This is a genomic window from Streptomyces sp. NBC_01283 (genome assembly GCF_041435335.1).
GTDB lineage: Bacteria > Actinomycetota > Actinomycetes > Streptomycetales > Streptomycetaceae > Streptomyces.
Genome location: NZ_CP108430.1, coordinates 868,780 through 895,551 on the forward strand (window position 1 = coordinate 868,780; position 26,772 = coordinate 895,551).

Annotated in this window: 28 protein-coding genes; 17 read left to right on the plus strand and 11 right to left on the minus strand. The window is 71.4% G+C overall.

The genetic code is table 11. The annotated features are described in order from the left end of the window. Window positions 1–294 precede the first annotated feature (294 nt). From OG302_RS04050 to OG302_RS04065, 4 genes are all read right to left on the minus strand, one after another. The gene (locus OG302_RS04050; RefSeq protein WP_371525413.1) at window positions 295–864 is read right to left on the minus strand and encodes a DinB family protein; all 570 of its coding nucleotides are present in this window, start codon (window positions 862–864) and stop codon (window positions 295–297) included. Between the two features lie 50 nt (window positions 865–914). Continuing rightward, a complete protein-coding gene (locus tag OG302_RS04055; RefSeq protein WP_371525414.1) occupies window positions 915–1,301 on the minus strand; it encodes a VOC family protein in 387 nt (128 codons plus the stop codon). After that, complete coding sequence (locus OG302_RS04060; RefSeq protein WP_371525415.1) at window positions 1,298–1,591, minus strand: ArsR/SmtB family transcription factor; 294 nt, start codon at window positions 1,589–1,591, stop codon at window positions 1,298–1,300. Before OG302_RS04060 ends, OG302_RS04055 begins: the two co-directional genes overlap by 4 nt. Before the next feature lie 98 nt (window positions 1,592–1,689). Further along, window positions 1,690–2,499 carry an IclR family transcriptional regulator gene (locus OG302_RS04065; protein ID WP_371525416.1) on the minus strand — a complete coding sequence of 270 codons (810 nt, stop codon included), beginning with the start codon at window positions 2,497–2,499 and terminating at the stop codon, window positions 1,690–1,692. 104 nt (window positions 2,500–2,603) lie between these two features. On the opposite strand from OG302_RS04065, the gene OG302_RS04070 reads away from it, so the two are divergent. The 7 genes from OG302_RS04070 to OG302_RS04100 all read left to right on the plus strand — a co-directional run bounded on the left by OG302_RS04070 (window position 2,604) and on the right by OG302_RS04100 (window position 9,999). Continuing rightward, window positions 2,604–3,569, plus strand: coding sequence for a 5-dehydro-4-deoxyglucarate dehydratase (locus OG302_RS04070; RefSeq protein WP_371525417.1), 966 nt, complete (start codon window positions 2,604–2,606; stop codon window positions 3,567–3,569). Between the two features lie 54 nt (window positions 3,570–3,623). Next, window positions 3,624–4,961, plus strand: a complete 1,338-nt coding sequence (locus tag OG302_RS04075; RefSeq protein ID WP_371525418.1) for a gluconate:H+ symporter — start codon at window positions 3,624–3,626, stop codon at window positions 4,959–4,961. Between the two features lie 55 nt (window positions 4,962–5,016). Beyond that, the gene (locus OG302_RS04080) at window positions 5,017–6,348 is read left to right on the plus strand and encodes an enolase C-terminal domain-like protein (protein WP_371525419.1); all 1,332 of its coding nucleotides are present in this window, start codon (window positions 5,017–5,019) and stop codon (window positions 6,346–6,348) included. Window positions 6,349–6,613: 265 nt separating this feature from the next. Then, window positions 6,614–7,186, plus strand: coding sequence for an HPP family protein (locus tag OG302_RS04085; RefSeq protein ID WP_371525420.1), 573 nt, complete (start codon window positions 6,614–6,616; stop codon window positions 7,184–7,186). Between the two features lie 136 nt (window positions 7,187–7,322). Beyond that, the gene (locus OG302_RS04090) at window positions 7,323–8,156 is read left to right on the plus strand and encodes an aldo/keto reductase (protein WP_371525421.1); all 834 of its coding nucleotides are present in this window, start codon (window positions 7,323–7,325) and stop codon (window positions 8,154–8,156) included. Window positions 8,157–8,383: 227 nt separating this feature from the next. After that, a complete protein-coding gene (locus OG302_RS04095; RefSeq protein ID WP_371525422.1) occupies window positions 8,384–8,572 on the plus strand; it encodes a DUF6479 family protein in 189 nt (62 codons plus the stop codon). 20 nt (window positions 8,573–8,592) lie between these two features. Next, entirely contained in the window at window positions 8,593–9,999 is a 1,407-nt protein-coding gene (locus OG302_RS04100; protein ID WP_371525423.1) for an NADP-dependent succinic semialdehyde dehydrogenase, read from the plus strand. A gap of 87 nt (window positions 10,000–10,086) precedes the next feature. Here the strand turns inward: OG302_RS04100 and OG302_RS04105 are convergent, their stop codons facing one another. The 3 genes from OG302_RS04105 to OG302_RS04115 form a co-directional block, all read right to left on the minus strand. Further along, on the minus strand, window positions 10,087–10,509 hold the full coding sequence (locus OG302_RS04105; protein WP_371525424.1) for a hypothetical protein: 423 nt from the start codon (window positions 10,507–10,509) through the stop codon (window positions 10,087–10,089). Between the two features lie 132 nt (window positions 10,510–10,641). Then, window positions 10,642–11,607, minus strand: coding sequence for an LLM class F420-dependent oxidoreductase (locus OG302_RS04110; RefSeq protein ID WP_371525425.1), 966 nt, complete (start codon window positions 11,605–11,607; stop codon window positions 10,642–10,644). Between the two features lie 133 nt (window positions 11,608–11,740). Further along, window positions 11,741–12,646, minus strand: coding sequence for a glycoside hydrolase family 16 protein (locus OG302_RS04115; protein ID WP_371525426.1), 906 nt, complete (start codon window positions 12,644–12,646; stop codon window positions 11,741–11,743). Between the two features lie 273 nt (window positions 12,647–12,919). Here OG302_RS04115 and OG302_RS04120 point away from each other — a divergent pair, with 273 nt between their 5' ends. The 5 genes from OG302_RS04120 (at window position 12,920) to OG302_RS04140 (ending at window position 17,821) form a co-directional block, all read left to right on the plus strand. Then, window positions 12,920–13,054 carry a hypothetical protein gene (locus tag OG302_RS04120; RefSeq protein ID WP_371525427.1) on the plus strand — a complete coding sequence of 45 codons (135 nt, stop codon included), beginning with the start codon at window positions 12,920–12,922 and terminating at the stop codon, window positions 13,052–13,054. A gap of 129 nt (window positions 13,055–13,183) precedes the next feature. Next, complete coding sequence (locus OG302_RS04125) at window positions 13,184–13,999, plus strand: SAM-dependent methyltransferase (protein WP_371525428.1); 816 nt, start codon at window positions 13,184–13,186, stop codon at window positions 13,997–13,999. A 159-nt stretch (window positions 14,000–14,158) separates the two neighbouring features. Further along, window positions 14,159–14,692, plus strand: a complete 534-nt coding sequence (locus tag OG302_RS04130) for a 2Fe-2S iron-sulfur cluster-binding protein (RefSeq protein ID WP_371525429.1) — start codon at window positions 14,159–14,161, stop codon at window positions 14,690–14,692. Then, window positions 14,689–15,684: a xanthine dehydrogenase family protein subunit M gene (locus tag OG302_RS04135; RefSeq protein WP_371525430.1), complete on the plus strand. Its 996-nt coding sequence runs from the start codon at window positions 14,689–14,691 to the stop codon at window positions 15,682–15,684. The genes OG302_RS04130 and OG302_RS04135 overlap by 4 nt, the downstream gene beginning before the upstream one ends. A 40-nt stretch (window positions 15,685–15,724) precedes the next feature. Further along, window positions 15,725–17,821 (plus strand): xanthine dehydrogenase family protein molybdopterin-binding subunit, encoded by a 2,097-nt coding sequence (locus OG302_RS04140; RefSeq protein ID WP_371525431.1) that lies wholly within the window; start codon window positions 15,725–15,727, stop codon window positions 17,819–17,821. Between the two features lie 27 nt (window positions 17,822–17,848). Here OG302_RS04140 and OG302_RS04145 read toward each other — a convergent pair whose 3' ends face one another. Then, window positions 17,849–18,871 carry a PHP domain-containing protein gene (locus tag OG302_RS04145; RefSeq protein ID WP_371525432.1) on the minus strand — a complete coding sequence of 341 codons (1,023 nt, stop codon included), beginning with the start codon at window positions 18,869–18,871 and terminating at the stop codon, window positions 17,849–17,851. A 117-nt stretch (window positions 18,872–18,988) separates the two neighbouring features. Next, window positions 18,989–19,171 carry a hypothetical protein gene (locus OG302_RS04150; RefSeq protein WP_361830635.1) on the minus strand — a complete coding sequence of 61 codons (183 nt, stop codon included), beginning with the start codon at window positions 19,169–19,171 and terminating at the stop codon, window positions 18,989–18,991. Between the two features lie 252 nt (window positions 19,172–19,423). On the opposite strand from OG302_RS04150, the gene OG302_RS04155 reads away from it, so the two are divergent. Together OG302_RS04155 and OG302_RS04160 are read left to right on the plus strand one after the other, a co-directional pair. Next, entirely contained in the window at window positions 19,424–20,683 is a 1,260-nt protein-coding gene (locus OG302_RS04155) for a PP2C family protein-serine/threonine phosphatase (protein ID WP_371525433.1), read from the plus strand. Between the two features lie 146 nt (window positions 20,684–20,829). Continuing rightward, window positions 20,830–21,324 carry a DUF5709 domain-containing protein gene (locus OG302_RS04160; RefSeq protein WP_371750015.1) on the plus strand — a complete coding sequence of 165 codons (495 nt, stop codon included), beginning with the start codon at window positions 20,830–20,832 and terminating at the stop codon, window positions 21,322–21,324. 17 nt (window positions 21,325–21,341) lie between these two features. On the opposite strand, the gene OG302_RS04165 is transcribed toward OG302_RS04160, so the two are convergent. Beyond that, window positions 21,342–21,914, minus strand: coding sequence for a GNAT family N-acetyltransferase (locus OG302_RS04165; RefSeq protein WP_371525434.1), 573 nt, complete (start codon window positions 21,912–21,914; stop codon window positions 21,342–21,344). A gap of 59 nt (window positions 21,915–21,973) precedes the next feature. Next, window positions 21,974–22,822, minus strand: coding sequence for a LysR family transcriptional regulator (locus tag OG302_RS04170; RefSeq protein ID WP_371525435.1), 849 nt, complete (start codon window positions 22,820–22,822; stop codon window positions 21,974–21,976). A gap of 127 nt (window positions 22,823–22,949) precedes the next feature. On the opposite strand from OG302_RS04170, the gene OG302_RS04175 reads away from it, so the two are divergent. The 3 genes from OG302_RS04175 to OG302_RS04185 all read left to right on the plus strand — a co-directional run bounded on the left by OG302_RS04175 (window position 22,950) and on the right by OG302_RS04185 (window position 26,501). After that, on the plus strand, window positions 22,950–23,840 hold the full coding sequence (locus tag OG302_RS04175) for an NAD(P)H-binding protein (protein WP_371525436.1): 891 nt from the start codon (window positions 22,950–22,952) through the stop codon (window positions 23,838–23,840). Between the two features lie 405 nt (window positions 23,841–24,245). Next, window positions 24,246–24,896 (plus strand): carbonic anhydrase, encoded by a 651-nt coding sequence (locus OG302_RS04180; protein ID WP_371525437.1) that lies wholly within the window; start codon window positions 24,246–24,248, stop codon window positions 24,894–24,896. A gap of 54 nt (window positions 24,897–24,950) precedes the next feature. After that, a complete protein-coding gene (locus OG302_RS04185) occupies window positions 24,951–26,501 on the plus strand; it encodes a SulP family inorganic anion transporter (protein ID WP_371525438.1) in 1,551 nt (516 codons plus the stop codon). The last annotated feature ends 271 nt before the right edge of the window (window positions 26,502–26,772 follow it).

Here is a 26,772-nt window from a genome sequence, read left to right on the forward strand (position 1 = left end):
TGACGCCACCGCTCTTCTCCCGCCTTCCCCACCCGGTAAGCCCACCTGGCCATGCGGCCGTTGCCGACCGTCGACGTCCGCGGCGGGTCCGCCACCGTGGTCGTCGTACGGTCTTGGGATCTTCGCACAACGCACACACCGCTCGGTAGCCGACCGTAGAGGTCGACGGGCCGGTGCCGGGCGGCGGGTGTGGGCAGGGCGTGGGCAAGGTGCGGGCGGGAACGCCCGCAAGGGGCGCTTACCGTAAAGGTTTACGGGTAGGGCGGTGCCGTCACCTCGTGACCCGGGCAGTCGTCACTGGCCCACCCGGCCGTCGATGCACTCGCGCAGCAGGTCGGCCTGCCCGCAGTGCCGGGCGTACTCCTCGATCCTGTGCACCATCAGTTCCCGGACGGCGAAGCCGTCCTTGCCCAGGCGTTCGCCCAGATCCGGGTATTCGGCCAGTTCGTCGTCCAGCGCCGCCTGCTCGCGCGCCAGGTCGGCGTATGCGGCATCGACCACGTCCTGGTCGCCGACCGCCCCGTTGAAGTCCGCGTCGCGCTCGCCGTACAGCTTCGGCAGCGGCTCGCCGTCCCTGATCCAGTTGCGCCAGTCCCGTTCCACCTCGGCGAGGTGGCGCAACAGGCCGAGCAGGGACATCGTCGACGGCGGAACCGACCGCCGGGCCAGCTGCTCCGCGTCCAGGCCCTCGCACTTCATCTTCAGGGTCAGGCGGTAGTTCGTCAGGAAGTCCTGCAGCGTCGCCAACTCGCCGTCCGGGCTGACTCCGTCGCTGTTGCGGGGGTCGTCGTCCGGGTCCGCCCACATGTCGGGGTAGGTGGTCGCCTGACTCCATCGTTCGGGTTGGTCGCTCATGCGGGACATGGTCGCGGGTGGGGACCCGGCGCGCCACCGACTTTCGTGGCCGGGCGTTCCTACTCGCTGTGCTGGATCTGGATCAGGTTGCCGCAGGTGTCGTCGAACACCGCGGTGGTGACCGGGCCCATCTCCAGCGGCTCCTGGGTGAAGTTCACCCCGAGCGCGCGCAGCCGCTCGAACTCCGCGGCCACGTCGTCCACGGCGAAGGAGGTCACCGGGATGCCGTCCTCGACCAGCGCCGTCTTGTACGGCTGCACGGCGGGGTGGCCGGAGGGCTCAAGCAGCAGTTCGGTCCCGTCGGGAGCCTCCGGCGAGACCACGGTCAGCCACCGGTCGTCCCCGATGGGGACGTCGTGCTTCTTCACGAAGCCGAGCACGTCGGTGTAGAAACGCGCTGCCTTCTCCTGGTCATCGACGAAAACGCTGGTCAGGTGGATTCTCATGAGGTGCGCTCCGGTGCTTCGGGCCTGAGCCATCGGGTCACGATGACCTTGAGCGGTTCGGTGTTCAGGTCGTGGAACTTGTAGCGGCCCTCGCGCCGCGAACGGACCAGGCCGGCGGATTCCAGCACGGCCAGATGCTGACTGACCGCCTGCCGGGACAGTCCCAGGCCGTGCTTGTTCAGGAGCCTCGCGCATATCTCGAACAGCGTCTGGCCGTCCCGCTCCACCAGCTCGTCAAGGATGCGCCGACGGGTGGGGTCGGCCAGCGCCTTGAAAACATCCTCCGCCATGAGCACCACCATAGGCAAGTAACGGCTTGCCTATCAAGGCGATGCGCCGACGGAGGCCAGGAGCGGAGGCATGGCCTTGCGTGACGGGAGGATCCCGGTCAGCGCCAGTCGGGGGCGCCCGGGGTGGGTGACAGGAGGGTTTCGATCTTTGCCTGGATCTCCCGCATGACGGACACGACGCGGCTCTGGTGTTCGTCGGTGAGGCGGGCCACGGGCACCGAGCAGCTGATGGCGTCGACGGCCGGGGTGTCGTACCGCAGGGCGAAGCCGAAGCCCGCGATGCCGGTCACCGTTTCCTCGCGGTCGATGGCGTAGCCCCGTTCACGTACCCGACCGAGGTCGGCGAGCAGGGCGGCCCGGTCGGTGTGCGTGCTCTGCGTGAAGGCGGGCAACGACCCTGCGGGAAGCGGGAGTTCGCTGCCCTGGCGCTCGGCCAGCAGCGCCTTTCCCAGGGCTCCGGCGTGCGCGGGGACCCGGCGGCCGACCCGGCTGATGGTGCGCAGGTACTCGTGCGACTCCCGGGTCGCGAGGTACACCACGTGCGGGCCGTCGAGCCGTGCCAGGTGGATCGTCTCGCCCAGGGCGTCCGAGGCCTCGTCGAGATACGGACGGATGGCGCGCACCCGCTCGTCGCCGTCCAGGTAACTCGTGCCCGTGAGCAGGGTGCGGATCCCGATGCCGTAGAGGGACCCGGTGGTGTCCGTGCGCACCCAGCCGCAGTCGGTCAGGGTCCGCAGGAGCTGGTACATGCTGCTGCGCGGTACGTCCAACTCCTCGGCGAGCTCGTCCAGGCGGGCCGGCCGGTCGGCGCGCTCGGCGAGCAGTTCGAGCAGCGCGACGGTGCGCAGCGCCGACTTCACCCCGCGAACACCCGCACCCGCCCCGCGGTCCGTTCCGCTCTCCGACATGCGCCCATCGTAGATCCGCGGTTCCCGGCCATTGACCCCGTCCGTTCATGACTCTAGCCTCCATTCTCATACGTGGACGCCATCTGCATATAGAGATGAGATTCATGAACAAGCTCAGCATGAGCACGACGCCCCAGGACGTTGCCCAGCGGCTGCGGGAGGGCATGGCACGCGGCGTGCTGTCTTTCCCGCTCACGAGCATGAGGAGTGACGGCAGCCTCGATGTGGACGCCTACCGGGCCTACCTGACGGCCCAGTTGGCGACGGAGCCGGGCGCGGTGTTCCCCGCCTGCGGAACCGGCGAGTTCTTCTCACTCGACGAGGAGGAGTACCGCGCGGTCATCAGGGCCACGGTCGAGGTCGCCGACGGCCGGCTGCCGGTGGTGGCGGGCACCGGATACGGGTGGGCCCAGTCGCTGCGGTTCGCCCGGATCGCGCAGGAGGAGGGCGCGGACGCCCTGCTGGTGATGCCCCATTACCTGGTCGAGGCCTCGCAGGACGGTCTGGTGGAACAGCTGCGCCGCATCTCCGCCGGCACCGCGCTGCCCCTCATCGCCTACCAGCGCGGCCAGGTCGCCTTCACCGCGGACGCCCTGCGCCGGATCGCCGACATCCCCTCCGTCATCGGCCTCAAGGACGGGCACAGCGACCTCGACCGGCTGCAGCGCCTGACCCTCGCCGCCCCCGAGGGCTTCCTCTTCTTCAACGGCGCCGCCACCGCGGAGATCCAGGCCCGCGCCTACACCACCGTCGGCGTCCCCGCCTACTCGTCCGCGGTCCACGCCTTCGCCCCCGAGATCGCGGGCGCCTTCCTCACCGCGCTGCGGCAGCAGGACGACGCGGCGGTCGACCGGCTCCTGAGGGAGTTCTACGTCCCGCTGGTCGAGCTGCGCGACCGCGCACCGGGATACGCCGTCTCGCTCGTCAAGGCCGCCGCCCGGCTGCGCGGCCTGCCGGTCGGCCCGGTGCGCGCTCCCCTCACCGACCCCCGCCCCGGTGATGTCGCCGACCTGGAGAAGGTGCTCAACGCCGGACTGGATCTCGTCTCGGCTCCGCGACACAGGGCCTGAACCGTCTCCCGAACGCTCTGAGCCACTTGCTCCACAGTTCAAAGGGGAACTGAAATGCCGCTCGTCGTAGTCGGGGTCAGCGTCGTGATCCTGCTGTTCCTCATGACCCGCCTGAAACTGAACGGCTTCGCCGCCCTGCTCGTGGTGGCCGTCGGAGTCGCGCTGGTGCAGGGGATTCCGGTGGCCACGATCCCGGACGTCCTCTCGGAGGGCATCGGCGGCCAGATCGGCGACACGATGCTCGTCATCGGGCTCGGCGCGATGGTCGGCCGCGTCATGGGGGACTCCGGCGCCGCCCAGCGCATCGCCAACAAGATGCTGGACGCGTTCGGACCGCGCTGGGTCCAAGTGGCCATGGTCGTCACGTCCATGCTCATCGGCGTCACCATGTTCTACGAAGTCGCCTTCATCATCATCGTGCCCATCGCGTTCACCCTCGTACGCGTCACCGGCGCGAAGCTGCTGTGGATCGGGCTTCCGATGTCCATCACGCTCTCCACGATGCACAGCTTCCTGCCGCCGCATCCCGGCCCCACCGCCGTGGCCGCGACGTTCCACGCCTCCGTCGGTCTGACGCTGGTCTACGGCCTGTTCATCGCGATACCCGCCGGCGCGCTGATCGCCCTGGTGTGGCCGAGGCTTCCGTTCATCAGGGCGATGAATCCCTCCATCCCCAAGGGACTGGTCAGCGAGCGCGAGTTCACCGACGAGGAGATGCCGGGCCTGGGCTGGTCGCTGACCGTGGCCCTCTTCCCCGTCGTACTGATCGCCGGTGCATCGGTCACCGAGATGGCCACGTCGGGCGAGAGCCCGTTCCTGCACTTCGTCACCTTCATCGGCTCGGCACCGATCGCCCTGCTGCTGACCCTCTTCCTGGCGGTCTGGGCGTTCGGTCCGCGCATCGGCCGCAGCCTGTCCGACGTGAGCGCCTCCTGTACGTCGGCGGCCCAGGCCATGGCCATGATCCTGCTGGTGATCGGTGCGGGCGGCGCCTTCAAGAACGTCCTCGTCGAAGGGGGCATCTCCGACCACATCAAGGACACCACCGACAGCTGGGCCATCTCACCGCTCATCCTCGCGTGGCTCATCGCGGTGATCCTGCGCATCGCCCTGGGCTCCGCCACGGTCGCCGTAGTCACCGCCTCCGGCGTCGTACTGCCGCTCCTGGCGGGCAGCGGCGTACACCCCGAGATACTCGTGCTCGCCGTCTCCTGTGGATCGATCGCCTTCTCCCACGTCAACGACCCCGGGTTCTGGCTGTTCAAGGAGTACTTCAACCTCTCGGTCATCGAGGCCATCAAGGTCCGCACCACCTATACGACGGTGCTCGCGATCCTCGGCCTCGGCGGCGTCCTCGCGGTGGAGTGGGCCCTGGACGTCCTCACTCTCTGACGTCCCTTCGACGTTTCCTCGACTCGCGTGTCCCCAACCCAAGGAATCTCTGATCATGAACAGGCAGCCGACCGTCACCGCGTTCAGCGTCTACCCGGTCGCCGGCCGGGACTGCATGGAGCTCAACCTCTCCGGCGCCCACGGCCCCTACTTCACCCGCAACATCGTGGTCCTGAAGGACTCCGAGGGCCGCACCGGCCTGGGCGAGGTGCCGGGCGGCGAGAAGATCACCCGGACCCTGCGCGACGCCGAGTCCCTCGTCGTCGGCGCCCGCGTCGGGGACTACAAGCGCGTCCTGCGGGAGATCGGCGACCGTTTCGCCGACCGTGACGCGGGCGGGCGGGGCGCCCAGACCTTCGACCTGCGCACCGCCGTCCACGCCGTGACCGCCGTCGAGTCCGCGCTGCTCGACCTCCTCGGCCAGCACCTGGAGGTGCCCGTCGCGGCGCTGCTCGGCGACGGACAGCAGCGCGACTCCGTCCGCGTCCTCGGCTACCTCTTCTACGTCGGCGACCCCGACCGCACCGACCTGGACTACGTCCGCGAACCCGGCTCCCCCGTCGACTGGCACCGCATCCGGCACGAAGAGGCCCTCTCCCCCGAGGCCATCGTCCGGCAGGCCGAAGCCGCCTACGACCGCTATGGGTTCCGGGACTTCAAGCTCAAGGGCGGCGTCCTGGAGGGCGCCGACGAGGTCGCGGCCGTCCGCGCCCTGAAGGACCGCTTCCCCCAGGCCCGCATCACCCTCGACCCCAACGGTGCCTGGTCCCTGCGCGAGGCGATCGACCTGTGCGCCCCCCTGACCGACACGCTCGCCTACGCCGAGGACCCCTGCGGCGCCGAGGGCGGCTACTCGGGCCGCGAGGTCCTTGCCGAGTTCCGCCGCGCCACGGGTCTCGCGACCGCCACCAACATGGTCGCCACCGACTGGCGGCAGCTCACTCACGCCCTGGCCCTGCAGTCCGTCTCCATCCCCCTGGCGGACCCGCACTTCTGGACCATGCAGGGCTCCGTACGCGTGGCGCAGCTCTGCAACGCGATGGGGCTCACCTGGGGATGCCACTCCAACAACCACTTCGACATCTCCCTGGCCATGGTCACCCACTGCGGGGCCGCGGCTCCGGGCGACTACAACGCGCTGGACACCCACTGGATCTGGCAGGAGGGCCTGGAGCGCCTCACCACCGCCCCGCCCCGCATCGTCGACGGGGAGATCGCCGTACCCGACGCCCCCGGCCTGGGTGTAGAGATCGACATGGACCGGCTCCTGGCGGCGCACGACCTCTACCGGCAGAAGGCCCTGGGCGCACGCGACGACGCCACCGGCATGCGCTACCTCATCCCCGACTGGCAGTTCGACAACAAGCGGCCCTGCCTGGTGCGGTAACGGCCGCGGCGCGGACGCGGTAGGCGACGACCGCGGCAGTGGTAGTGCCTGCATCAGGGCTGGTCAGAACGGTGCTCATCGGACCTGGTCGCAGGCCGCGCGGCCGGGCTTCGTAAGATCTTGGGTGAGTACGCGGACGCCCAGACCCCGGGCCGCCGATGCTGCCCGGGCCCCTGCCGACCGCACGGGCGACCGTGGCGACTCCTGCCCTCTGTCACCCCACCGTCCGGGTCCCCCGGCGGCTGAAGTCCGGAACGTCCTTCTCTTGAGCACCGACGAAATCATCGAGGCGCCGCCCGCGCCCGCCCGCCCACGTCCGCTTTCCCCTGTCCGCACCCGCGTCCTGCCCCGCCTCGTGGGCCGCGCCCCCGCCCCGCCGCCGACGGGCACCGCCCTGCACAACGTCAGCGCCGTCACCGCCGTACTGCTGGCCCTGGTCGCGGTCGGTTCCGTCGTGCACGAGCCGGTCCTGATACCTCCGCTGGCGGCATCCGCGGCGATCGTGCACAGCGTCCCCCGGCTGCCACTGGCCCAGCCGCGCAGCGTGATCGCGGGCCATCTGCTGTGCGCCGGAGTCGGCTACGCGATCCTCGCCGCGCTGGGCAGCGCCCCGTGGGCCGCGGCGCTGGCGGCGGGCATCGGCCTGGCCGTGATGACCGTGGCGCGCACCCCGCACTCACCGGCCTGCGCCACCGCCGTCGTGATCGTCCTGCACCACCCTCGGCCCATGACCTTCGTGCCCCTGCTCGCCGGGGCGGTCGTCGTGGTCGTCCTCGCCGGGTGGGCCGTTTCCTGCGCCCGTCCCCGCGCGCCGCGCTATCCCGCGTACTGGTGGTGATCTTGATCGGTTGTGCGAAGGCACGAGGGCGTGGTGATGTTCTTGGCGTGACCGCGCGGCATGGGCACGGATGAATCCGGGCACCTGCGCTGTCGTGCGCAGACCGCACACGCAGAGATTCGAGAAGGGATCCCCGATGGCAGCGGCCAAGACAGTGACGTTCCCCTCCGGTGTGAGCGTGCCCGCCCTGGGCCAGGGCACCTGGCACATGGGCGACGACCGTTCGCGCCGCGCCGAGGAGCTGGCCTCCCTCCGCAGGGGCCTGGACCTGGGCATGACGCTGATCGACACGGCCGAGATGTACGGCAGCGGCGCCGCGGAGGAGCTGGTCGGCGAGGCGATTCGCGGGCGACGTGACGAGGCGTTCCTGGTGAGCAAGGTGCTGCCGTCGAACGCCGACGCCCGTGGCACCGTCGACGCCTGCCACGCGAGCCTGCGCCGCCTGGGCACCGACCGGATCGACCTGTACCTGCTGCACTGGCGGGGTGGTGTGCCGCTCTCCGAGACCGTCGAAGCCCTCGAAGGGCTGGTGAGCCGCGGCAGCATCGGCGCCTGGGGCGTGAGCAACCTCGACGTCGACGACCTGGAGGACCTCCCCGATGGCGCCCTCCCGCAGACGAACCAGGTCCTCTACAACCTCACCCGCCGCGGCCCCGAGTACGACCTCTTCCCGTGGTCCCGCGAACGCTCGGTGCCTCTGATGGCCTACTCGCCGCTGGAACAGGGGCGCCTCCTCGGCCGGCAGGCCCTGGAGTCCGTGGCGTCGGCGCACGGGAGCACGCCGATGCAGGTGGCGCTCGCCTGGGTGCTGCGGCACGACGACGTCATCGCCATCCCCAAGGCCTCCACGACGGCGCACGTGGAGGAGAACCACGCCGCCCTCGAACTCACCCTCACCGACGAGGACGTCGAGGCCCTGGACGCCGCGTTCCCTCCGCCGGCCCGCAAGCAGCCGCTGGAGATCCTCTGAGGGGTACCGCGACCCCCGTCCGTACCGCTCGAAACCGGCCGCGGCCATCGGCCCTTCGGCCCTGATCCGGAAACCTCCGTCGGGGGACGTGTGCGCTCCGGATGTCCGGGCACCCGCTAGGTCCGTCAGGTCCTGCGCATGCCTACCCGAGAGTGTCGCTCTAGGGTGAATGCCGGGGCCCGCTACGCCCCGGGGCTGCCGGCCTCGGGCCCTACTGGAGGCCGTACATGCCCCTCGCCGCAAGCGGAACCGCGTCGCTGATGCTGATCGTCGGCGTGGTGATCGTCGTCGGACTGCTCGCCCTCTTCTGGTTCGGACGGCGACAGGTCACCCGACGCCCCAACCCACCGCAGGAGCCCCAGCCGCGCGCGGATTCCTGGGAGGAGCCCCACGGCGGCCCTCCGCAGTCGCGCTAGGCGTCCCGAGGAGGAACGGCATGCCCATCGCCACGGTCAACCCCGCCACCGGCGAGACGCTCGAAACCTTCGAGCCGCTTGAGGACGCGGAGGTCAAGCGCCGTGTGGCGGCGGCCCACACCGCGTTCGGCGAGTACCGCACCAGCACCTTCACCGAGCGCGCCCGGTTCCTGAACCGGGCGGCCGACCTGCTGGAAGAGGACAACGCCTTCATCGCCCGGACCATGACCACCGAGATGGGCAAACCCGTCAAGGCGGCCAGGGCCGAAGCGGCCAAGTGCGTCAAGGCCATGCGCTGGTACGCCGAGCGGGCCGAGGACCTGCTCGCCGACGAGCACCCCGCGCAGGCCGACGTGGAGGACTCCGGCGCGAGCCGGGCCATCGTCCGCTACCGCCCGCTCGGCGTCGTGCTCGCCGTGATGCCGTGGAACTTCCCGCTGTGGCAGGTCGTACGGTTCGCGGCGCCCGCCCTCATGGCGGGCAACGTCGGCCTGCTCAAGCACGCCTCGAACGTGCCGCAGACCGCGCTGTACCTCGAGGACCTCTTCCGCCGCGCCGGGTTCCCCAAGGGCTGCTTCCAGACGCTGCTGATCGGCTCGGGCGCCGTCGAGAGCATCCTGCGCGACGAGCGGGTGGCCGCGGCGACCCTCACCGGCAGCGAACCGGCAGGCCGCTCGGTGGCGTCCACCGCCGCCGACGAGATCAAGAAAACCGTCCTGGAACTGGGCGGCAGCGACCCCTACCTCGTGCTGCCGAGCGCCGACGTCGAGCGTGCCGCCACGACCGCGGTGACCGCCCGGGTGCAGAACAACGGGCAATCCTGCATCGCCGCCAAGCGCTTCATCGTGCACACCGACGTCTATGACGCCTTCCGCGACCGGTTCGTCGCGGGCATGCGGGAGTTGACCGTCGGCGACCCGATGAGCGAGGACACCGACGTCGGCCCGCTCTCCACCGAACAGGGCCGCAGCGATCTGGAGGAACTCGTCGACGACGCGCTCGCCCGCGGCGCCACCGCGCTGTGCGGCGGGCAGCGCCCCAAGGAGCAGGAGCGGGGCTGGTACTACTCCCCCACGGTCCTCGCCGACGTGACCGAGCAGATGCGCATCCACCGGGAGGAGGCGTTCGGCCCGGTGGCCACGCTCTACCGCGTGGCGGACCTGGACGAAGCCGTGAAGCTGGCCAACGACTCACCTTTCGGGCTCAGTTCCAATGTGTGGACCCGCGACGACGCCGACATCGAACGCTGCGTACGGGACCTCCAGGCGGGCGGCGTCTTCTTCAACGGTATGACCGCCTCCCACCCCGGCCTGCCCTTCGGCGGCATCAAACGCTCGGGCTACGGACGCGAGTTGGCGGGCCACGGCATCCGCGAGTTCTGCAACGCCACGACGGTGTGGTTCGGTCCGTCGGACGCGAAGGGCTGAGTGCGCCCCCGGACGGCATCGAGGCCGCGCTGACCGCGTACGAGCAGGACCTGTTCACCGGAGGCGAATAGCCCCCGGCAGACGGCCTCAGTGACCCGGCAGCGGCGGCTCGCCGTGTTCGGCGCCCGTCAGGCGCAGCTGGAGCTGTACTTCCTGGTCGCCGGACGCGGTGCCGTTGGCCGAGACGACGAAGGCCGATTCGAGCGTGGCACGCAGGCGGTCCACCGCCACCGGGCTGCCTTGCAGGTCGGCGGTGACGGGCCCCGCCAGCAGCACGCCCCGGACCGGACCGGTGCTCTCGGCGGCGATGAAGGCTCCGGTCCAGACGGCAGGACGGGGCTGCTCCGTCCGGTGGGGCGCGTCCTCGCCGCGGTCGGAGGGGAAGTGGGTCCGCAGCACCCCGAAGACGGCGTCCGCGTCGGCCGCGGAGCACTCGCCGAGGACCACTTGCACCAGGTCCGGGGAGTCGGACTGTGCGGTGGGGGCGGCCGGGTCGGGTGTGTCGTTCACGCTGTGCTCCAGTGGGTTCGCGGGGCCTGATGTGTGATCACGGGTACCCGATGTGAGGGCAGGTATCTCAGGGGGCGGCCGGTAAAGGGCACCTCAAGGTGTGCAGAGGCGATCAGAGGTGCCCAGCGGCTCTCAGAGTTCGCGCAGCGCGGGAAGCAGCTTCTTCTCCGCCCAGTCGATGAAGGGGCGCTGCTGGTCGCCGCCCACCTGGACGAGGGCGACCTCCGTGAAGCCCGCGTCGACGTAGGGGCGTACGGCGTCCACGAAGGCGTCGACGTCGTCGCCGCACGGGATATGGTCCGCGATGTCCTGGCGGGTGACGTACTGGGTGGCGCCCGCGAAGCCGGAAGGACCGGGGAGTTCGGAGTTGACGGGCCAGCCGCCGACCGACCATCGGAACTGGTCGTGCGCGCGGGCGACGGCCGCGTCCTTGTCGGTGTCGAAGCAGACGGGCAGCTGGCCGACCCGCGGCTTGCCGGTGCCGCCGTGCCGGTCGAAGGAGTCGATCAGGTCGGCCTTGGGCTCGGTCGCGATGACCAGGTCGGCCAGGCGCCCGGCCAGCGCGCAGGACCGTCCGCCGGAGACCGCCACTCCAATGGGCGGCAGCTCGTCGGGCACATCCCACAGGCGGGCGTTCGCCACGTCGAAGTGGGTGCCCTGGTGGTTGACGTTGTCGCCGGTGAACAGCGCGCGGATGATCTCCACCGCCTCCTCGAGCATGTCGAGGCGGACCTGCGGTGAGGGCCAGCCCTCGCCGGTCACGTGCTCGTTCAGGTTCTCGCCCGAGCCGAGGCCGAGCCGGAAGCGGCCCTCGGAGAGAAGCTGCATCGTCGCGGCCTTCTGCGCCACCACGGCGGGGTGGTAGCGGACGGTCGGGCAGGTCACGTACGTCATGAGCGGGATCCGTGAGGTGGCCTGCGCCGCCGCACCCAGGACGCTCCACGCGTAGGGCGCGTGCCCCTGCGAGTCGAGCCAGGGAAAGTAGTGGTCAGAGGTGACGGAGAAGTCGAACCCCGCCTGCTCCGCCGCGACCAGGTCGTCGACGAGGGCTCGGGGGCCCGCCTGCTCGGTCATCATCGTGTAGCCGATTTGCACCATATTTGTACGCTTTGCCGAATGGCTCCCGCTGAAACATCACCGTCAGCGGTCACATGAGCCTGCTGCCCACGCCACGCGGGCCTACTCGGGTCACCTCCGGTCCGCCATCCGGCGGCCCACCGATCCAGCGGCCCTACTTCCAGCCGTAGGCGTACGCGGCGACCCAGGTGATCTCCAGCTGCGCACTGCTGCCGGGCGCCGCCCCCGGGCCCTCCAGCGCGCTCTCGTTCTGCAGGACCCAGGACAGTGGCTGGTCCGGCACGCCCCGGGTGTCCTGTCCGGTCTCCTGTCCGTCCACGAAGAAGCGCACCCGTCCCGGGGTCCACTCCGTCGACACCGTGTGCCACTCGGTCCACTCGTCGGCGCCGCGGAACGAGCCCTGTTCGCCGCCGCCGCACGGATGGTGGAAGGCGGTCAGGGATCCCGCCCAGTTGCCCTCGGGGTGGTCCATCTCGCAGCCCCCGCCGTAGTGCAGCCAGGCCGACTTGTATCCGGGGGCCGGCTTGGTCACCTTGATGCGGGCGCTGTACTTGCCGTACTTCATCTGCATGACGGCGCGCGGTACGACCGCGGCGGCGTGGACCGGGCCTCCGTCGGACGGCCGCCACATCCGTATGCGCATGCGGCCGTCGCCGTCCTGCGCAGGGCCCACGCTCACGGTGTCCTCGGGGTGGTAGACGCCGACGACGTCACGGCCCCGGTCGTTGGACGTGTCTCGCCAACCGGTGGGGTAGGCCCACCAGTTGTCGCGGTAGGAGCCCTTGAGGCCGTCGCAGTACGCGGCCGAGGTGTCGGTGTGATGGTCGCAGTCGCTGAACGCGCCCAGAGGTACCCGGTCACCGTTGAAGTCCTCGGCGACGACCTGCCAGAACGGCCCGCAGTCGCCGCGCGGCAGCTCCGTGCCGACATTGCCGCAGGCGTCGGCCGGCTGCGGCGCTCCCCCCGCGCTCGGGATGGACAGCAGGGCGGCGAGCAGTGTGGTGCCGAGCGCCGCGGACACGACCGGCCTGCGCCGTTTCGCCGCCGCGTGTGTTCCCATCGCGATGCCCTTCCTCCCGGCCGCGCACGCCCGCGATACCCCTCGCGCGAAGGGGGTCATCCTCGCGGAGGCCCTGAGGTCCCGCCATCCCCTCGGCGCGACGTACCGCCGGCGGTCCGGACGGCCCTCTCCCGCCTCTGCCCGGCGGTCACTGCCCGGCCGTAGACGGCTCCCCCGTGAACAGCTCACCCGTAGACGGCCGGCCCCCGGGGCCAAGGCGTGTCCCCCGCCACCGTGGGCACTCGGATGGCCAACCGAATCCCGGGAGGACCCGTGCAGGTTCCCGACGACATGGCCGCGATCGCGTACAAGGGCGTGGAGAGCACGCCGACATGGCTGATGATCCCGATCCTTCTGCTCATCGTGATCGGGATCCTGCTGGCGTGGCGGGAGAGCCGGAACAAGTAGCGTCGCTCCGTCCCGGCCGGCCCGGGGAACGCGCCGAGCGCCTGAACTGGGGTACGCGTCCGGACGGTTGGGACGTAGGTTGTGCGTTGAACAGTCACGCACGCCTCGGTGGAAAGACGGACGCTACCCATGACCGACCACGCCACGACGCCCGGACCTGCGGCGCAGCAGAAGATCGACTCCTCGGTGCCGCACTCGGCCCGGATCTGGAACTACTGGCTGGGCGGGAAGGACAACTACCCCGTCGACGAGGAGGCGGGCGACGCCTACAGCTCCGTCTTCCCCGGCATCGTCACCGTCGCCCGCAGCAGCCGCGCCTTCCTGCGCCGCAACATCACCTATCTGGTCTCCGAGGCGGGCATCGGGCAGTTCCTGGACATCGGGACCGGCCTGCCGACCGTGGACAACACCCACGAGGTGGCCCAGCGGCTCGATCCCTCGACGAGGATCGTCTACGTCGACCACGACCCGATGGTCCTCGCGCACGCCCGCGCCCTGCTCACCTCCACGCCCGAGGGAGCGACCGCGTACGTCGACGCCGATCTGTCCGACCCCGACCGCATCCTGGCGGCCGCGGCCGAGACCCTCGACCTCTCCCGCCCCACCGCGCTGATCCTCAGCAACATCCTGGGCCACATCGCCGACTACGACCAGGCGCGCGCCATCGTCACCCGCCTGATGGAAGGCCTGCCCTCGGGCAGCTACCTCTCGATCAACGACGGCTCGCGGGGCACCGACGCCGACTACGAACAGGCCCAGGACGCCTACAACGAAACCGGCGCGGTCCCCTACTTCCTGCGCCCCGTCGACCAGATCGAGGCGTTCTTCGACGGCCTGGAACTCCTGGACCCCGGTGTCGTCTCGGTCCCCCTGTGGCGCCCCGCCCCCGACGCCCCCGCCCAGGACCCCATCGGCGAACACGGCGGCCTCGCCCGCAAGCCGTGAGGGCGTGACGTCGTGATGCCGTGACGGGGCGGTCTCGCGGGCCCGGGGCTACGCGGGGCCGCCCCGCCTGCACGCGCCCGGCATGCCGGAACGTGTGTCCTGGCTCAGGCTGGTTACGCGGTCACACCGCAGACCACGCGTCGACGAGGGAGCAGAGCCATGGGAACCGATGTGTTCCGCTCGGAAGTGCCCCTGACGGTGAACGGCACGCCGTGCCGCCCCACCGTCGACCACCGTTCGACGCTGCTGGACGTCCTGCGCGAACAGCTGGGCCTCACCGGCGCCAAGAAGGGCTGTGACCACGGCCAGTGCGGCGCCTGCACCGTCCTCGTCGACGGCCGCCGCGCCAACAGCTGTCTGCTCCTGGCCGTCGCCCACGAAGGGTGCGAGATCACCACCGTCGAAGGGCTGCACGCCGACGACGGCGAGGGCCCGCACCCCGTGCAGCGTGCATTCCTGGAGCGTGACGCCTTCCAGTGCGGCTACTGCACCCCCGGCCAGATCTGTTCGACCGTCGGCGTCCTGGCGGAGGCCGCGGCGGGCAACGCCTCGCACGTGACGGAGCCGGGCACGGACACCGGCGCCCCCGTGGAACTGACCAGGGACGAGATCCGTGAGCGGCTCAGCGGCAACCTGTGCCGCTGCGGCGCCTATCCGCACATCGTCGAGGCCGTCGAGGACGTGACCCGGTGAAGCCCTTCCGGTACGTGCGCGCCTACAGCGTCGAAGAGGCGGCCGCTGCCCACGCGGGCCGCCCCGGCTCCCGCTATCTGGGCGGCGGCACCAATCTCGTCGACCTGATGAAGCTGGGCGTCGAACGGCCCGGGACGCTGATCGACGTCAGCCGGCTACCGCTGGACACGGTGGAGGAGCTGCCCGACGGGTCCGTCCGGGCCGGTGGGACGGTGCGCAACAGCGACCTCGCCGCCCACCCTCTCGTACGGGACCGCTACCCCGTGCTCGCCCAGGCGCTCCTCGCGGGGGCGTCGGGCCAGCTGCGCAACATGGCCACGACCGGCGGCAATCTCCTCCAGCGCACCCGCTGCCCCTACTTCCAGGACCTGAGCAAACCGTGCAACAAGCGCGAGCCCGGCACCGGCTGCGGCGCACGTGACGGCGTCCACCGCGACCACGCAATCCTGGGCCACTCGCCCCAGTGCATCGCCACGCACCCCTCCGACATGGCCGTCGCGCTCGCCGCGCTCGACGCGCAGGTGGAGCTGCACGGTGTACGGGGCCGGCGCACGCTTCCCGCCGCCGAGTTCCACCGGCTGCCCGGCGGCCGTCCGGACCAGGACACCGAGATCGCACCCGGCGAGCTGATCACCGGCGTGCGGTTGCCTCCCGGCTCGGCGAGGCTGCCCTCCGCCTACCGCAAGGCCCGCGACCGCGCCTCGTACGCCTTCGCACTCGCCTCGGTGGCGGTGGTCCTGGACGTCGAGGACGCCGTCGTACGCCAGGTGCGGATCGCGTTCGGCGGCCTGGCCCACCGGCCCTGGCGTGCCCGGCAGGCCGAGGAGATGCTGCTGGGCGGCGCGCCGGACGACGAAGCGTTCGTGCGGGCCCTGGACGCCGAGCTCGCCGCGGCCGAGCCGCTGCGGGACAACGCGTTCAAGGTGCGCCTCGCCCGCGATCTCGCGCGTGACGTCCTCGGGCGCCTCGCGGCAGCACCCCCCGTGTCCTGAATCCAGCCCTCGCCTGACCTCCGCTTCCAGGGAGAACCCCATGCCGGACACCGCCAGCGCCCTCGGGACGCCCGCCGAGCGCAGGGAGGGCCCCCAGAAGGTGACCGGGACCGCCCTGTACGCCGCCGAGCACACCCCTGAGGGATGCGCCTACGCCTGGCCGGTGCCCGCCACGGTGGCGCGCGGCGCGGTCACCGCCGTCGACGACACGGCGGCCCGTGAGCTGCCCGGCGTCATCGAGGTCCTCACCCACCTGAACGCGCCGCGCCTGGAGAAGCCGGACGACGCGACGCTGGCCGTGCTGCAGGACGCGCGGGTACCGCACCGGGGCTGGTACGTCGCGCTTGTCGTCGCCGAGAGCCTGGAGGCGGCACGCGAAGGCGCGGCGGCCGTCCGCGTCACCTACGCCGAGGAGCCGCACGACGTCACCCTGAAGGCGGATCATCCCGGGGCCTATGTTCCGGAGGACGAGGACGGCACCTCGGGAGAGCACGTCCGCGGCGACGCGGAGGGCGCGTTCGCCTCCGCTCCCTCCCGCGTCGACGTCTCCTACCGGGTGCCGCCGCTGCACAACCACCCCATGGAGCCGCACGCGGCCACCGCCGGGTGGCAGGACGGGCGGCTGACCGTGCACGACAGCAGCCAGGGCGCGACCACCGTCCGCGACGTCCTGGCAAAAGTGTTCGCTCTGCCCAAGGAGCAGGTCACGGTCGTCTCCGAGCACGTCGGAGGCGGCTTCGGCTCCAAGGGCACGCCGCGCCCGCACGTGGTGCTGGCCTCCATGGCCGCCCGCGTGACCGGCAGGCCCGTCAAACTCACCCTGCCGCGGCGCCAGTTGGCGGCCGTGGTGGGCCACCGCGCGCCGACCCTGCACCGGGTGCGGCTGGGGGCGGAGAGGGACGGCAGGCTGACGTCCGTGATCCATGAGGTGACCACGCACACCTCTCACGTCAAGGAGTTCGTCGAGACGGCCGCCGCCGCCACGCGTGTCATGTACCCCTCGGCGCACGCCCGCACCACCCATCGCGTGGTGCCGCTCGACGTGCCGAGCCCGTCCTGGATGCGCGCCCCGGGCGAGGCCCCCGGCATGTACGCGCTGGAGTCGGCGATGGACGAGCTCGCCGCGGCCCTGGGCATCGACCCGGTGGAGCTGCGCCTGCGCAACGACACCCGCACGGAACCCGACACCTCCAAGCCCTTCAGCAGCCGTCACCTCGCCGAGTGTCTGCGCGACGGCGCCCGGCGCTTCGGCTGGTCCGAGCGCGACCCCCGCCCCCGCTCGCGCGCCGAAGGGCCCGTCCTGGTGGGCAGCGGGGTCGCCGCGGCCACCTACCCGGTGGTCGTCGCACCGTCCCAGGCCAGCGCCCACGCCTACCCGGACGGCAGCTTCGTGGTCCGCGTCAACGCCACCGACATCGGCACGGGCGCCCGCACCGTGCTCGCCCAGGTCGCCGCCGACGCTCTCGGCGTCCCGCTGGACTCCGTACGCACCGACATCGGCAGCAGCGACCTGCCGTCCGCGCCACTGGCGGGCGGTTCCTCGGGGACGGCGTCCTGGGGCTGGGCCGTCCACGAGGCCTGTACGCGGCTTGCCACACGCCTTGCCGGACAGCAGGGCCAGCAGCTGCCTCCGGAGGGCGTCGGCGCCAGCGCCGACACCGCGGGGGAGGCCGACGCGGACAGCGACTACGCCCGGCACTCCTTCGGCGCCCACTTCGCCGAGGTCGGCGTCGACACGGTGTCCGGCGAGGTCCGGGTGCGCCGGTTGCTCGGGGTCTACGCGGCCGGGCACATCCTCAACTCCCGTACCGCACGGTCGCAGTTCATCGGGGCCATGACCATGGGCATCGGCATGGCGCTGACCGAGGGCAGCACCATGGACGCGGCCTTCGGCGACTTCACGGAGGCCGACCTCGCCGCCTATCACGTACCGGCCCACGCGGACGTGCCCGCGATCGAGGCGCACTGGATCGACGAGGACGACCCCCACCTCAACCCCATGGGCAGCAAGGGGATCGGCGAGATCGGCATCGTCGGGACGGCCGCGGCCATCGGCAACGCGGTGCACCACGCGACAGGTCTGCGGCTGCGTGAACTTCCCCTCACGCCGGACCGGGTACTGACGGGCGGTCTCTGACCCGCAGGGGTACAGGACACGCGGTGGTCACACCGCGGCCCGCTTCTCCCGCGTCCAGGCCAGCAGTTCCTCCGCCGTCCAGGTCGTCACCACGCGCTCGGCGGGCACCCCGCACTCCTCGGCCCGCGCGCACCCGATCACCTGCCAGTCCAGCTGCCCCGGCGCGTGCGCGTCGGTGTCCACGGAGAACAGCACTCCGGCGTCCACGGCACGGCGCAGCAGCCGACGCGGCGGGTCGAGCCGCTCCGGCCTGCTGTTGATCTCCACCGCCGTGCCCGCGGCGGCGCACGCGGCGAACACCTCGTCCGCGTCGAACTGCGACTCCGGCCTGCCGCGCCCGGTGACCAGCCGTCCGGTGCAGTGGCCGAGCACGTCCGCACGGGGGTTGCTGACGGCGGCGACCATGCGCCGGGTCATCGCGGCGGCGTCCATGCGCAGCTTGGAGTGCACGGAGACGACCACCACGTCGAGCTGGTCGAGCAGCTCCGGCTCCTGGTCGAGCGAGCCGTCGTCGAGGATGTCGCACTCGATGCCCATGAGCAGCCGGAAGGGCGCCCAGCGCTCGTTGAGGCCCGCCACCACCGCCAGCTGCTCGCGCAGCCGCTCCGGCGACAGGCCGCGCGCGATGGTCAGCCGCGGCGAGTGGTCGGTGAGCACGGCCCACTCATGGCCGAGCGCCTGGGCCGCGCGCCCCATCTCCTCGATGGGACTGCCGCCGTCGGACCAGTCGGAGTGCAGGTGGCAGTCGCCGCGCAGCAGCGCCCGCAGATCGGCGCCGCCCTCGGCGAGCGGCGCGCCCGCCTCGTCCTCGAGCCGCTCCAGATATCCCGGCACGTCGCCGTTCAGTGCCTCGCGGACCACTCCGGCGGTCTTGGGGCCGATCCCCTTGAGCGACTCCAGGGACCCGTCGGCGACGCGCCGCGCGGCCTCACCGTCGGCGAGAGCGCCCACCACCGCGGCCGCGGTGCGAAAGGCCCGCACACGGTAGGTCGGGGCACGGCCGCGCTCCAGCAGGAAGGCGATCCGTTCCAGCGCCTCGACGGGATCCATCAGCACCTCCGGCCGTCGGGGACCGCGACGGCGTACGTGTGCTTCCAGCGTCGCCCACAAAGGGCGGCGGGGCATGTGAGGGCTGGAGCCCGCCCCGGGGTGCCCCCGGGGTGCCGCCTACGCCGCGGGTTCGGCGGAGGGCTCGTCGGGCATGGCCGCGACCGGCCCCCTGAAGTCCAGCACGGCCTCGGCTCTCTGCTGGGTCTCCTCGGCGGCCTTGCGGGCTGTCGCGAGGACGTCGCCGTGCTCCTGGACGAGGGTTTCGTAGATCGGCGCCTCAGCGGCGTCATTGGCTGGCATGACCAGCAGCTCCTTGGTCGGGTGACTGTAATGGTTCAGTTCGGCCGCAGGCGGCCGGTCCGCGACCTTACGCTGCGCGTGCGGGTCTCCGCGGACCGGGGTCGACCGCTGAGACGCCCGCCCCGGTGAACCGTGGAGAGCCCGGGTGAGCCGGAAATCCGGCGGGTGTACGTGAAATGGGCGCCCCACCCGCCCGAAGCCGGGCGGGATCCGGGGGCCGATGTGAGACTGCTGGTGAGGCGGTGATCACAGATGTCGAGCCATCCCAGGGAGCCCGAACCCGGTGCCCCGGGCCCCGGTGACACCGGTCACGGCAAGCGTGACCCTCGGCAGCCCGGTCCCGGGGAGCAGCTGTTCGAGCAGTTGCTGGCGTCGGCGCACGCGGCGGCGCCGATGGAGCTTCCCGCCCTGGCGCGGCGCTTCGCCGACGCCGTCGGGCTCGACGGGGTCGACGTGTACCTCGTGGACCTCCAGCAGCGGCATCTGGTGCCGCTGGGCGAGGGGCCGCCCAGCCTCGGTGTGGACACCTCCGTCGCCGGTTCGGCCTACCGGGCGCACGCGCTGCGGATCGAGGAACTGCCCCACGGCAGGATCGTCGCCTGGCTGCCGCTGATCGACGGCGCCGAGCGTCTGGGTGTGATCGGTGCCACGGCGCCGGTCATCGACGTCGCGCTGCTGCGCCGCTGTCGCATGCTGGCCTCCGTCCTGGCCATGACGATCACCTCGAAGCGGGCGTCGAGCGACAGCTTCGCGCGCCGGACACGCTCCGAGCCCATGCGGCTTCCCGCCGAGATGCTCCGGGCCTTCCTGCCGCCCAGGACGATCGGCAACTCCCGGGTGATCTCGACCGCCGTCCTCGAACCCGCGTACGAGATCGGCGGTGACGCCTTCGACCATTCGCTGACCCCGTCGACCCTGCATGTGGCGATCCTGGACGCCATGGGCCACAACCTCGCGTCGGGGCTGACGACCGCCGTGGCCATGGCGGGCTGCCGCAATGCCCGCCGCGCCGAGGCACCGCTGCCCGAGTTGGTCGAAACCGTCCAGCACGCGCTGGCCGGGTGGCTGCCCGAGCAGTTCTGCACGGGAATCCTCGCCCAGCTCGACCTGGCCGACGGGGTGCTGCGCTGGTGCAACTGCGGCCATCCGCCGCCCCTGCTGATCCGGGACCACCGTGTGCTCGACAGGGCGCTGGAGCGGCCGTCCCAGCCGCCCATGGGGACGCCCGCGCTGCTGGCCGACGTGACGTGGGAGGTCCACGAGGAGGCGCTCGAACCGGGTGACCGGGTGCTGATGTACACCGACGGCGTCACCGAGCTGCGCACCGGGGGCGGTGCCGAGTTCGGCCTCGAACGGTTCACGGACAGCATCATCCGGGCGACCGCCGCGGGCGAACCGGCGCCCGAGGCCCTGCGCCAGCTCATCCACTCCATCCTCGACCGGCAGGACAACCAACTGCGCGACGACGCCACTCTCCTGCTCCTGGAGTGGCGCCCGCCGGGAACGCGGTGACCTGCGGTCCTTCGTGTCCGTCCCGCTCCCCCGCATGCCGGAACGTGTGTTCTGGATCAGGGTGGATACACGGCAGAACACAGCATCAGTCGCGCATGAAGCATGAAGCACGAAGGAGGACGAGCACCGTGGGAGACGACGAGGTCATGGGCGACGAGGTCTACCAGCCCGATGCCGAGGAGGTCCGTGAGGACGAGGGCATCCTCGATGCGGAGGACACGCTCAGCGACCGCGGGGCGGATCCGTACGACGAGGGCTGGTCGCCTCCCGAGAGGCCCCTCGGAGTGGCCCACACCGGTACCACCGCTCAGGAGCAGCAGGAGGGCGAGAGCCTGGCCGAACGCCTCTCCGAGGAGCGGCCCGACCCCACGCTCGAGGTTCCCGATCCGGCCGCGGACGACGACGGCATCGGGGACACGACCGACACCGACGGCGAGCCGATCGACGAGGCGGAGGTGGGAGACGCCCGCGCCGGACGCCTGGTCGCCCCGGACGAAGGGGCGAGCGGGGACCCGGAGCACGACGCCGCACAGGACATGATCGGCGAGGACATGGGCATCGACGGCGGAGCGGCCTCCGCCGAGGAGGCCGCGGTGCATGTCATCGACGGGGACGCCGACGCGAGGGACTCCGCGGGCTGACCGGGGGTTGTCCTCCGTCAGCGCAGGTCGAGCCGCATCAGGATCCGGGGGTGACCGGCGAGCACGGACGTCGTGTCGGCGGCGTGACTGAACCCGGCGCGCTCGAAGTTCTTCCGGAGCCCGGCGTACGCCATCGTCAGGTCGACCTTGGCGTCGCCGTTGTCGAGCGGGTACGCCTCGACCGCCGGTGCGCCCTGGGCGCGGGCGAACTCGACCGCGGCGGCGATGAGGGCGCGCGAGATCCCCTGCTTCCGATGGCCGGGGCGCACCCGGACGCACCACAGGGACCAGACCGGCAGATCGTCGACGTGGGGGATCTTGCGATTGCGCGCGAAGGAGGTTTCCGCGCGCGGCGCCACGGCGGCCCAGCCCACCGGTTCGTCACCGTCGTAGGCGAGCACCCCCGGAGCGGGTTCCGCACGGCACAGCTCGGCGACGTATTCGCCGCGGTCCGGCCCTCGAAGTTCGTTGTTGAGCTTGGACGGGATGCGGTGACTCAGGCACCAGCAGACGTTGGCGGTGGGCGACTTCGGGCCGAGCACGGCCCGGACGTCCTCGAAGACCGTGGCCGGGCGCACTTCCATGTCCATGGAATCAGAGTGGCACGTGCGGCGGCATGGGCACGGTGTACTCGGCGGAAGCGCCGGCCCTACGCGTCCGCCCCGCCCTCCCGCACTTCCTCGGCCACGGACGCGGCGGCGCGGACCAGGGCCGCCGTGGCCGTCGAACAGGACTGCTGCGGCCAGGCGATGGCCAGGATCACGGGCGGCGCGTCCTGGACGGGCCGGTAGACGACACCCGGGCGGGGATAGCGGGCGGCGACCGAGGCGGGCAGCAGCGGGATCGGACCGCCGAGGCCGACGAGCGTGAGCAGTTGGGCCAGGTCGCGGCTCTCGGTGCGGATGTCCTCGACGTACTGGTGCACGTCGCCGGGGCGCAGGTCGAGGTCGGCGAGGGAGAGCCGGTCACGGGCGGCGAGCGGGTGGGTGGCGGCGAGGGCGGCGACGCGTGGTTCGGCGACCAGTGTCTCGACGTCCAGGCCGGTGCGGTCGAACGGCTCGTGGACCAGGGCCGCGTCGGCCTCGCCCAGGCGCAGCAGCCGTGGCTGCTCGTGCCAGCCGCACAGCCGGACGGCCACGGGCAGGGCGGCCGGTTCCGCCGCGAAGCGCGCCAGGATCGGCTCCAGAAGTCCCGCGTCCCCGTCGGCTTTCACCGCCAGGACCAGCTTCGGGTCGGAGGCTGCCGCGCGCTGTGCCCGCCGCCCGGCGGCCTGCAGAGCGTCCAGGGCGATCCTGGCCTCCGCCAGGAGCATCGATCCGGCCGGGGTGAGCGCCACGCTGTGGGTGGTGCGCTCGAAGAGGGTGACGCCGAGCTCCGCCTCCAGCTGGCGGATCGCGCGGGACAGCGGTGGCGGGGAGATGCCGAGCCGTTCGGCGGCGCGGGCGAAGTTGAGCTCCTCGGCGACGGCGAGGAAATAGCGCAGCGGACGAGACTCCACGCTCGCCTCCTCCACTCCCGGGTATTGCCCTGAGGGTAACAACCCGGAGCGGATCGATCCTTCAGTTCGGGCGCGCGACGCAGCAGGCTCAAGGGCATCTGACGAAGCAATCCCTGGGGAGTTATCCATGATCGTCGTCACCACCCCCACCGGCCAGATCGGCCGCGATGTCCTCGACCTCCTGCTCGAATCCCCGCAGGCGACCGCGGGAATCCGGGTGATCGCCCGCGACCCGGCCCGTCTGCCGGCGCGGGTGCGCGCGCAGGCAGAGGTCATACAGGGCTCGCATGCCGATCCCATGATCCTGAAGGAGGCCTGCGCGGGCGCCGACCGCGTGTTCTGGCTGGTGCCCCCGACACCTCGGGCCGACAGCGTCGAGGTCCACTTCCGCGCCTTCACCACGCCGCTGTGCGAGGTGATCGCGGACACGGGCATCCAACAGGTCGTCGCTGTCTCCACCTTGGGCCGCTCGGTGGCGAAGAACGCCGGGCCGATCTCGGCGTCGCTGGCCATGGACGAGGCGATCGAGGCCACGGGTGTGCACTACCGGGCGCTGTGCCCGCCGTTCCTGATGGAGAACCTGCTGGGCCAGGCCGATGCGATCCGCGATGCGGGTGCGTTCTTCCTGGCACTGGAGGAGGACGCCGTAGTACGCCTTTGCGCGACCGGCGACATCGCCGCCGCGGCGGCCCGGCTGCTTCTGGACGATTCCTGGACGGGACAGGCTGACGTCCCCCTGGTCGGACCGGACGACCTGTCACCCACGGGCATGGCCCAGGTCATCTCCGAGGTCCTCGGCCGGGCGGTACGCGTACAACGGACCAGCAGCGCGGACTACAAGGCGACGATGCTGCGTTACGGCGCGAGCGAGGCCTGGGCACAGGGCCTCGCCGACATGACGGACGCCTTGAACACACAGGGCTTCTACGGCGCCTCCGCCCCGAGCACCCCCGGGTCCGCACCGACGGACTTCCGCCAGTGGTGCGAACAGGTACTCCGCCCGGCAGTCCACCCGTAGCGACCTGCGCGCCGCTGCCGCTCGGGGCCGAGCAGGCGCGAACGGCAGCGGCGTCGGGGCTCCCCCTCGTACGTCCCACGTCCCGAGGCATCGCGACTGCAAGGCTCTGTGAACGCAAAACCCGCATGTGGTTCACATGATCTCCACGTGAACCCTTGCCCAACGGTTGAGGCTTCGACCAACTCGCAGCTCAGGGGCGTTTATTACTCAATCTTTGGCAGATTTTTGCTCTGTCATCAGAGGTTAATGCAATGGCAAAGTGAGAGTCACAGCCGCCGTACAGGCTGTTCGCGGGGTCGACGTGGTGCCCGCTGTCACTCAGCGGTCCACGCCGCCTCACTGTCACCATCGACCCGACCACACCGCGTCCCGGCTCCGCCGCAGAGACGCAGGAGGCAGGCCAGCATGAAGTCCCTGATCGACAACGCCCGTTCCTTCGCCGCGACGCACGTCGCGGCCCCGCACAACACCGCGGCCTTCCAGGCCCTGGGGGCCGGGCAATCGCCCGAAGCCCTGTTCGTCACGTGCTCCGACTCACGCGTCGTACCGGCCCTGATCACCGGCGCACGCCCTGGCGAACTCTTCGAACTCCGTACGGCGGGCAACGTCGTACCGCCCTACCCCTCCGGAGAAGACGCCAGCCCGGACAACCGCCCCATGAGCGAGGCGGCCACCATCGAGTACGCGGTGTGCGTGCTCGGGGTCCGCGACATCGTCGTCTGCGGACACTCGCACTGCGGAGCGGTGGGCGCCCTGGTGAGAGGCGAAGACCTCTCGTCCGTGCCGGCCGTGCGCGACTGGCTGGACCACTCCGTCGCCCCGGACGCCGCCCTGCGGTCCCTGACCGCGTCCTCCGAGGACGCGGCGGACGTGGCCGAAGCCGTACAGACACACGTGCTCGCGCAAGTGGAGAGGCTGCGCGCGTACCCCTGCGTGAGAGAGCGCGTCGACGACGGCTCACTGACCCTGCACGCCTGGTACTACGAGGTGCACACGGGCACGGTCATCGCCCATCGCCCCTCGTCCGACGACCAGCGGGCTTTCGGTCCGCTGTGAGAGCCGCCACGCCCCACCGCCCGGCCCGCTCCCACGACAGGACCCCCCACCCTCATGTCCTCCTTCCTCTCCTCCCTTCCCGCCCCCTTCCGCTCGCTGCGTGAACCGGGCGTCGCGCGCCAGGACTTCCTCGCCTCGCTCGTCGTATTCCTCGTCGCCCTGCCGCTGTGCGTCGGCGTGGCCGTCGCCTCCGGCGTACCGGCCGAACTGGGCCTGGTCACCGGCATCGTCGGCGGCCTGGTCGTCGGCCTCCTGCCGGGCAGCGCCCTGCAGGTGAGCGGACCCGCCGCCGGACTGACCGTGCTCGTCTTCGAGGCGGTCCAGGAGTTCGGGCTCGGCATGCTCGGCGCCATCGTGCTGCTCACCGGCGCCCTGCAGATCGTCCTCGGCCTGCTGCGCTGCGGCCGGTGGTTCCGCGCCATCTCCGTGTCCGTGGTCCAGGGCATGCTCGCGGGCATCGGCCTCGTGCTGATCCTCGGTCAGCTCTACACCATGGCCGGGGCCGAGCAGCCGCGCTCCGGCGTCGACAAGATAGCCGGGCTCCCCGGGCTGCTGGTCGACATGCTGGGCGACACCACCGCACTGACCGCCACGGCCGTGGGCCTCGGCACCATCGCCGTGCTCATCCTCTGGCCGAAGCTGCCCGCCGCCGCCCGCGTGGTGCCCGCCCCGCTGGCGGCCGTCGCGCTGGCCACCGCCGTGACCGCCGGTCTTGGCCTGGACGTCGCGAACGTGACGGTGCGCGGCCTGGTCGACGCCATCCAGCCGCCGGGCTTCGGCGACCTGGCCGCGCTCGGCAGTGTGGCCGTGCTCGGCACGGTCCTGGCGTTCACCCTGATCGCCTCCGCCGAATCGCTGTTCAGCGCCGCGGCCGTCGACCGCATGCATGACGGGCCCCGCACGCAGTACGACAAGGAGCTCGTCGCCCAGGGCGTCGGCAACACGGTGTGCGGCGTGCTCGGCGCGCTGCCGATGACGGCGGTCATCGTCCGCAGCTCGGCCAACGTCGAGGCCGGTGCCCGCACCCCGCTCTCACGCATCCTGCACGGCGCGTGGCTGCTGCTGTTCGCCGTGCTGCTGCCGACCGCGCTCGGCATCATCCCGCTGGCGGCACTCGCCGGTGTCCTGGTGCACGCGGGCTGCAAACTGATCCCCACCAAGGAGATCGTCCCGCTCGCCCGCGCCCACCGGGGCGAGGCCGTCGTCCTGACCGTCACCGCGATCGCCATCGTGGTGACCAACATGTTCGAGGGTGTCGTACTCGGCCTGATCCTCGCGGTGGTCAAGTCCGCCTGGGAGACCTCCCACATCAACGTGGACGTCCGGGAACTGACCGACGGCCGGCTGGTCGTGACCCTCACGGGCAACGCGACGTTCCTGCGCCTGCCCCGCATCCTGGAGACGCTGGAGGCCCTGCCCAAGGACCGGCCCATAGAGCTGGACCTGACCGTCGTGCGCCACTTGGACCACGCCTGCCGTACGACGCTGGAGAACTGGGCGCTGCGGCACAACGACAGCGGTACGGAGGCGGTGCGGATGAAGACGTCTCCGGTAGCCGCATCCGGGGCCGGGAGTCCCGCCGCGAAGGCACAGGCACCGCACTGACGCCGGGCATCCGCCGGCGCTGACCGCACAGAAGCCGGGGATCCTCCGGCCCTGGCCGCACAGCCGCACGGCGTCCACCCCTGATCGCCGTCTGCCGCCCGCCCCGGCGGCAGACGGTGCGGGGTCCGTCGGCATGCCCGCATCCGGGCAACAGCCGGGCATCCGCATGCGGTTTACGCCATCCAGTCCGTCCCCCTTGACACTCTCTTGACTATCTCTTTACGTTCAAGGGGATGGGGACGAAGGCCCAGAAATCTCTCGAACCCGTCGA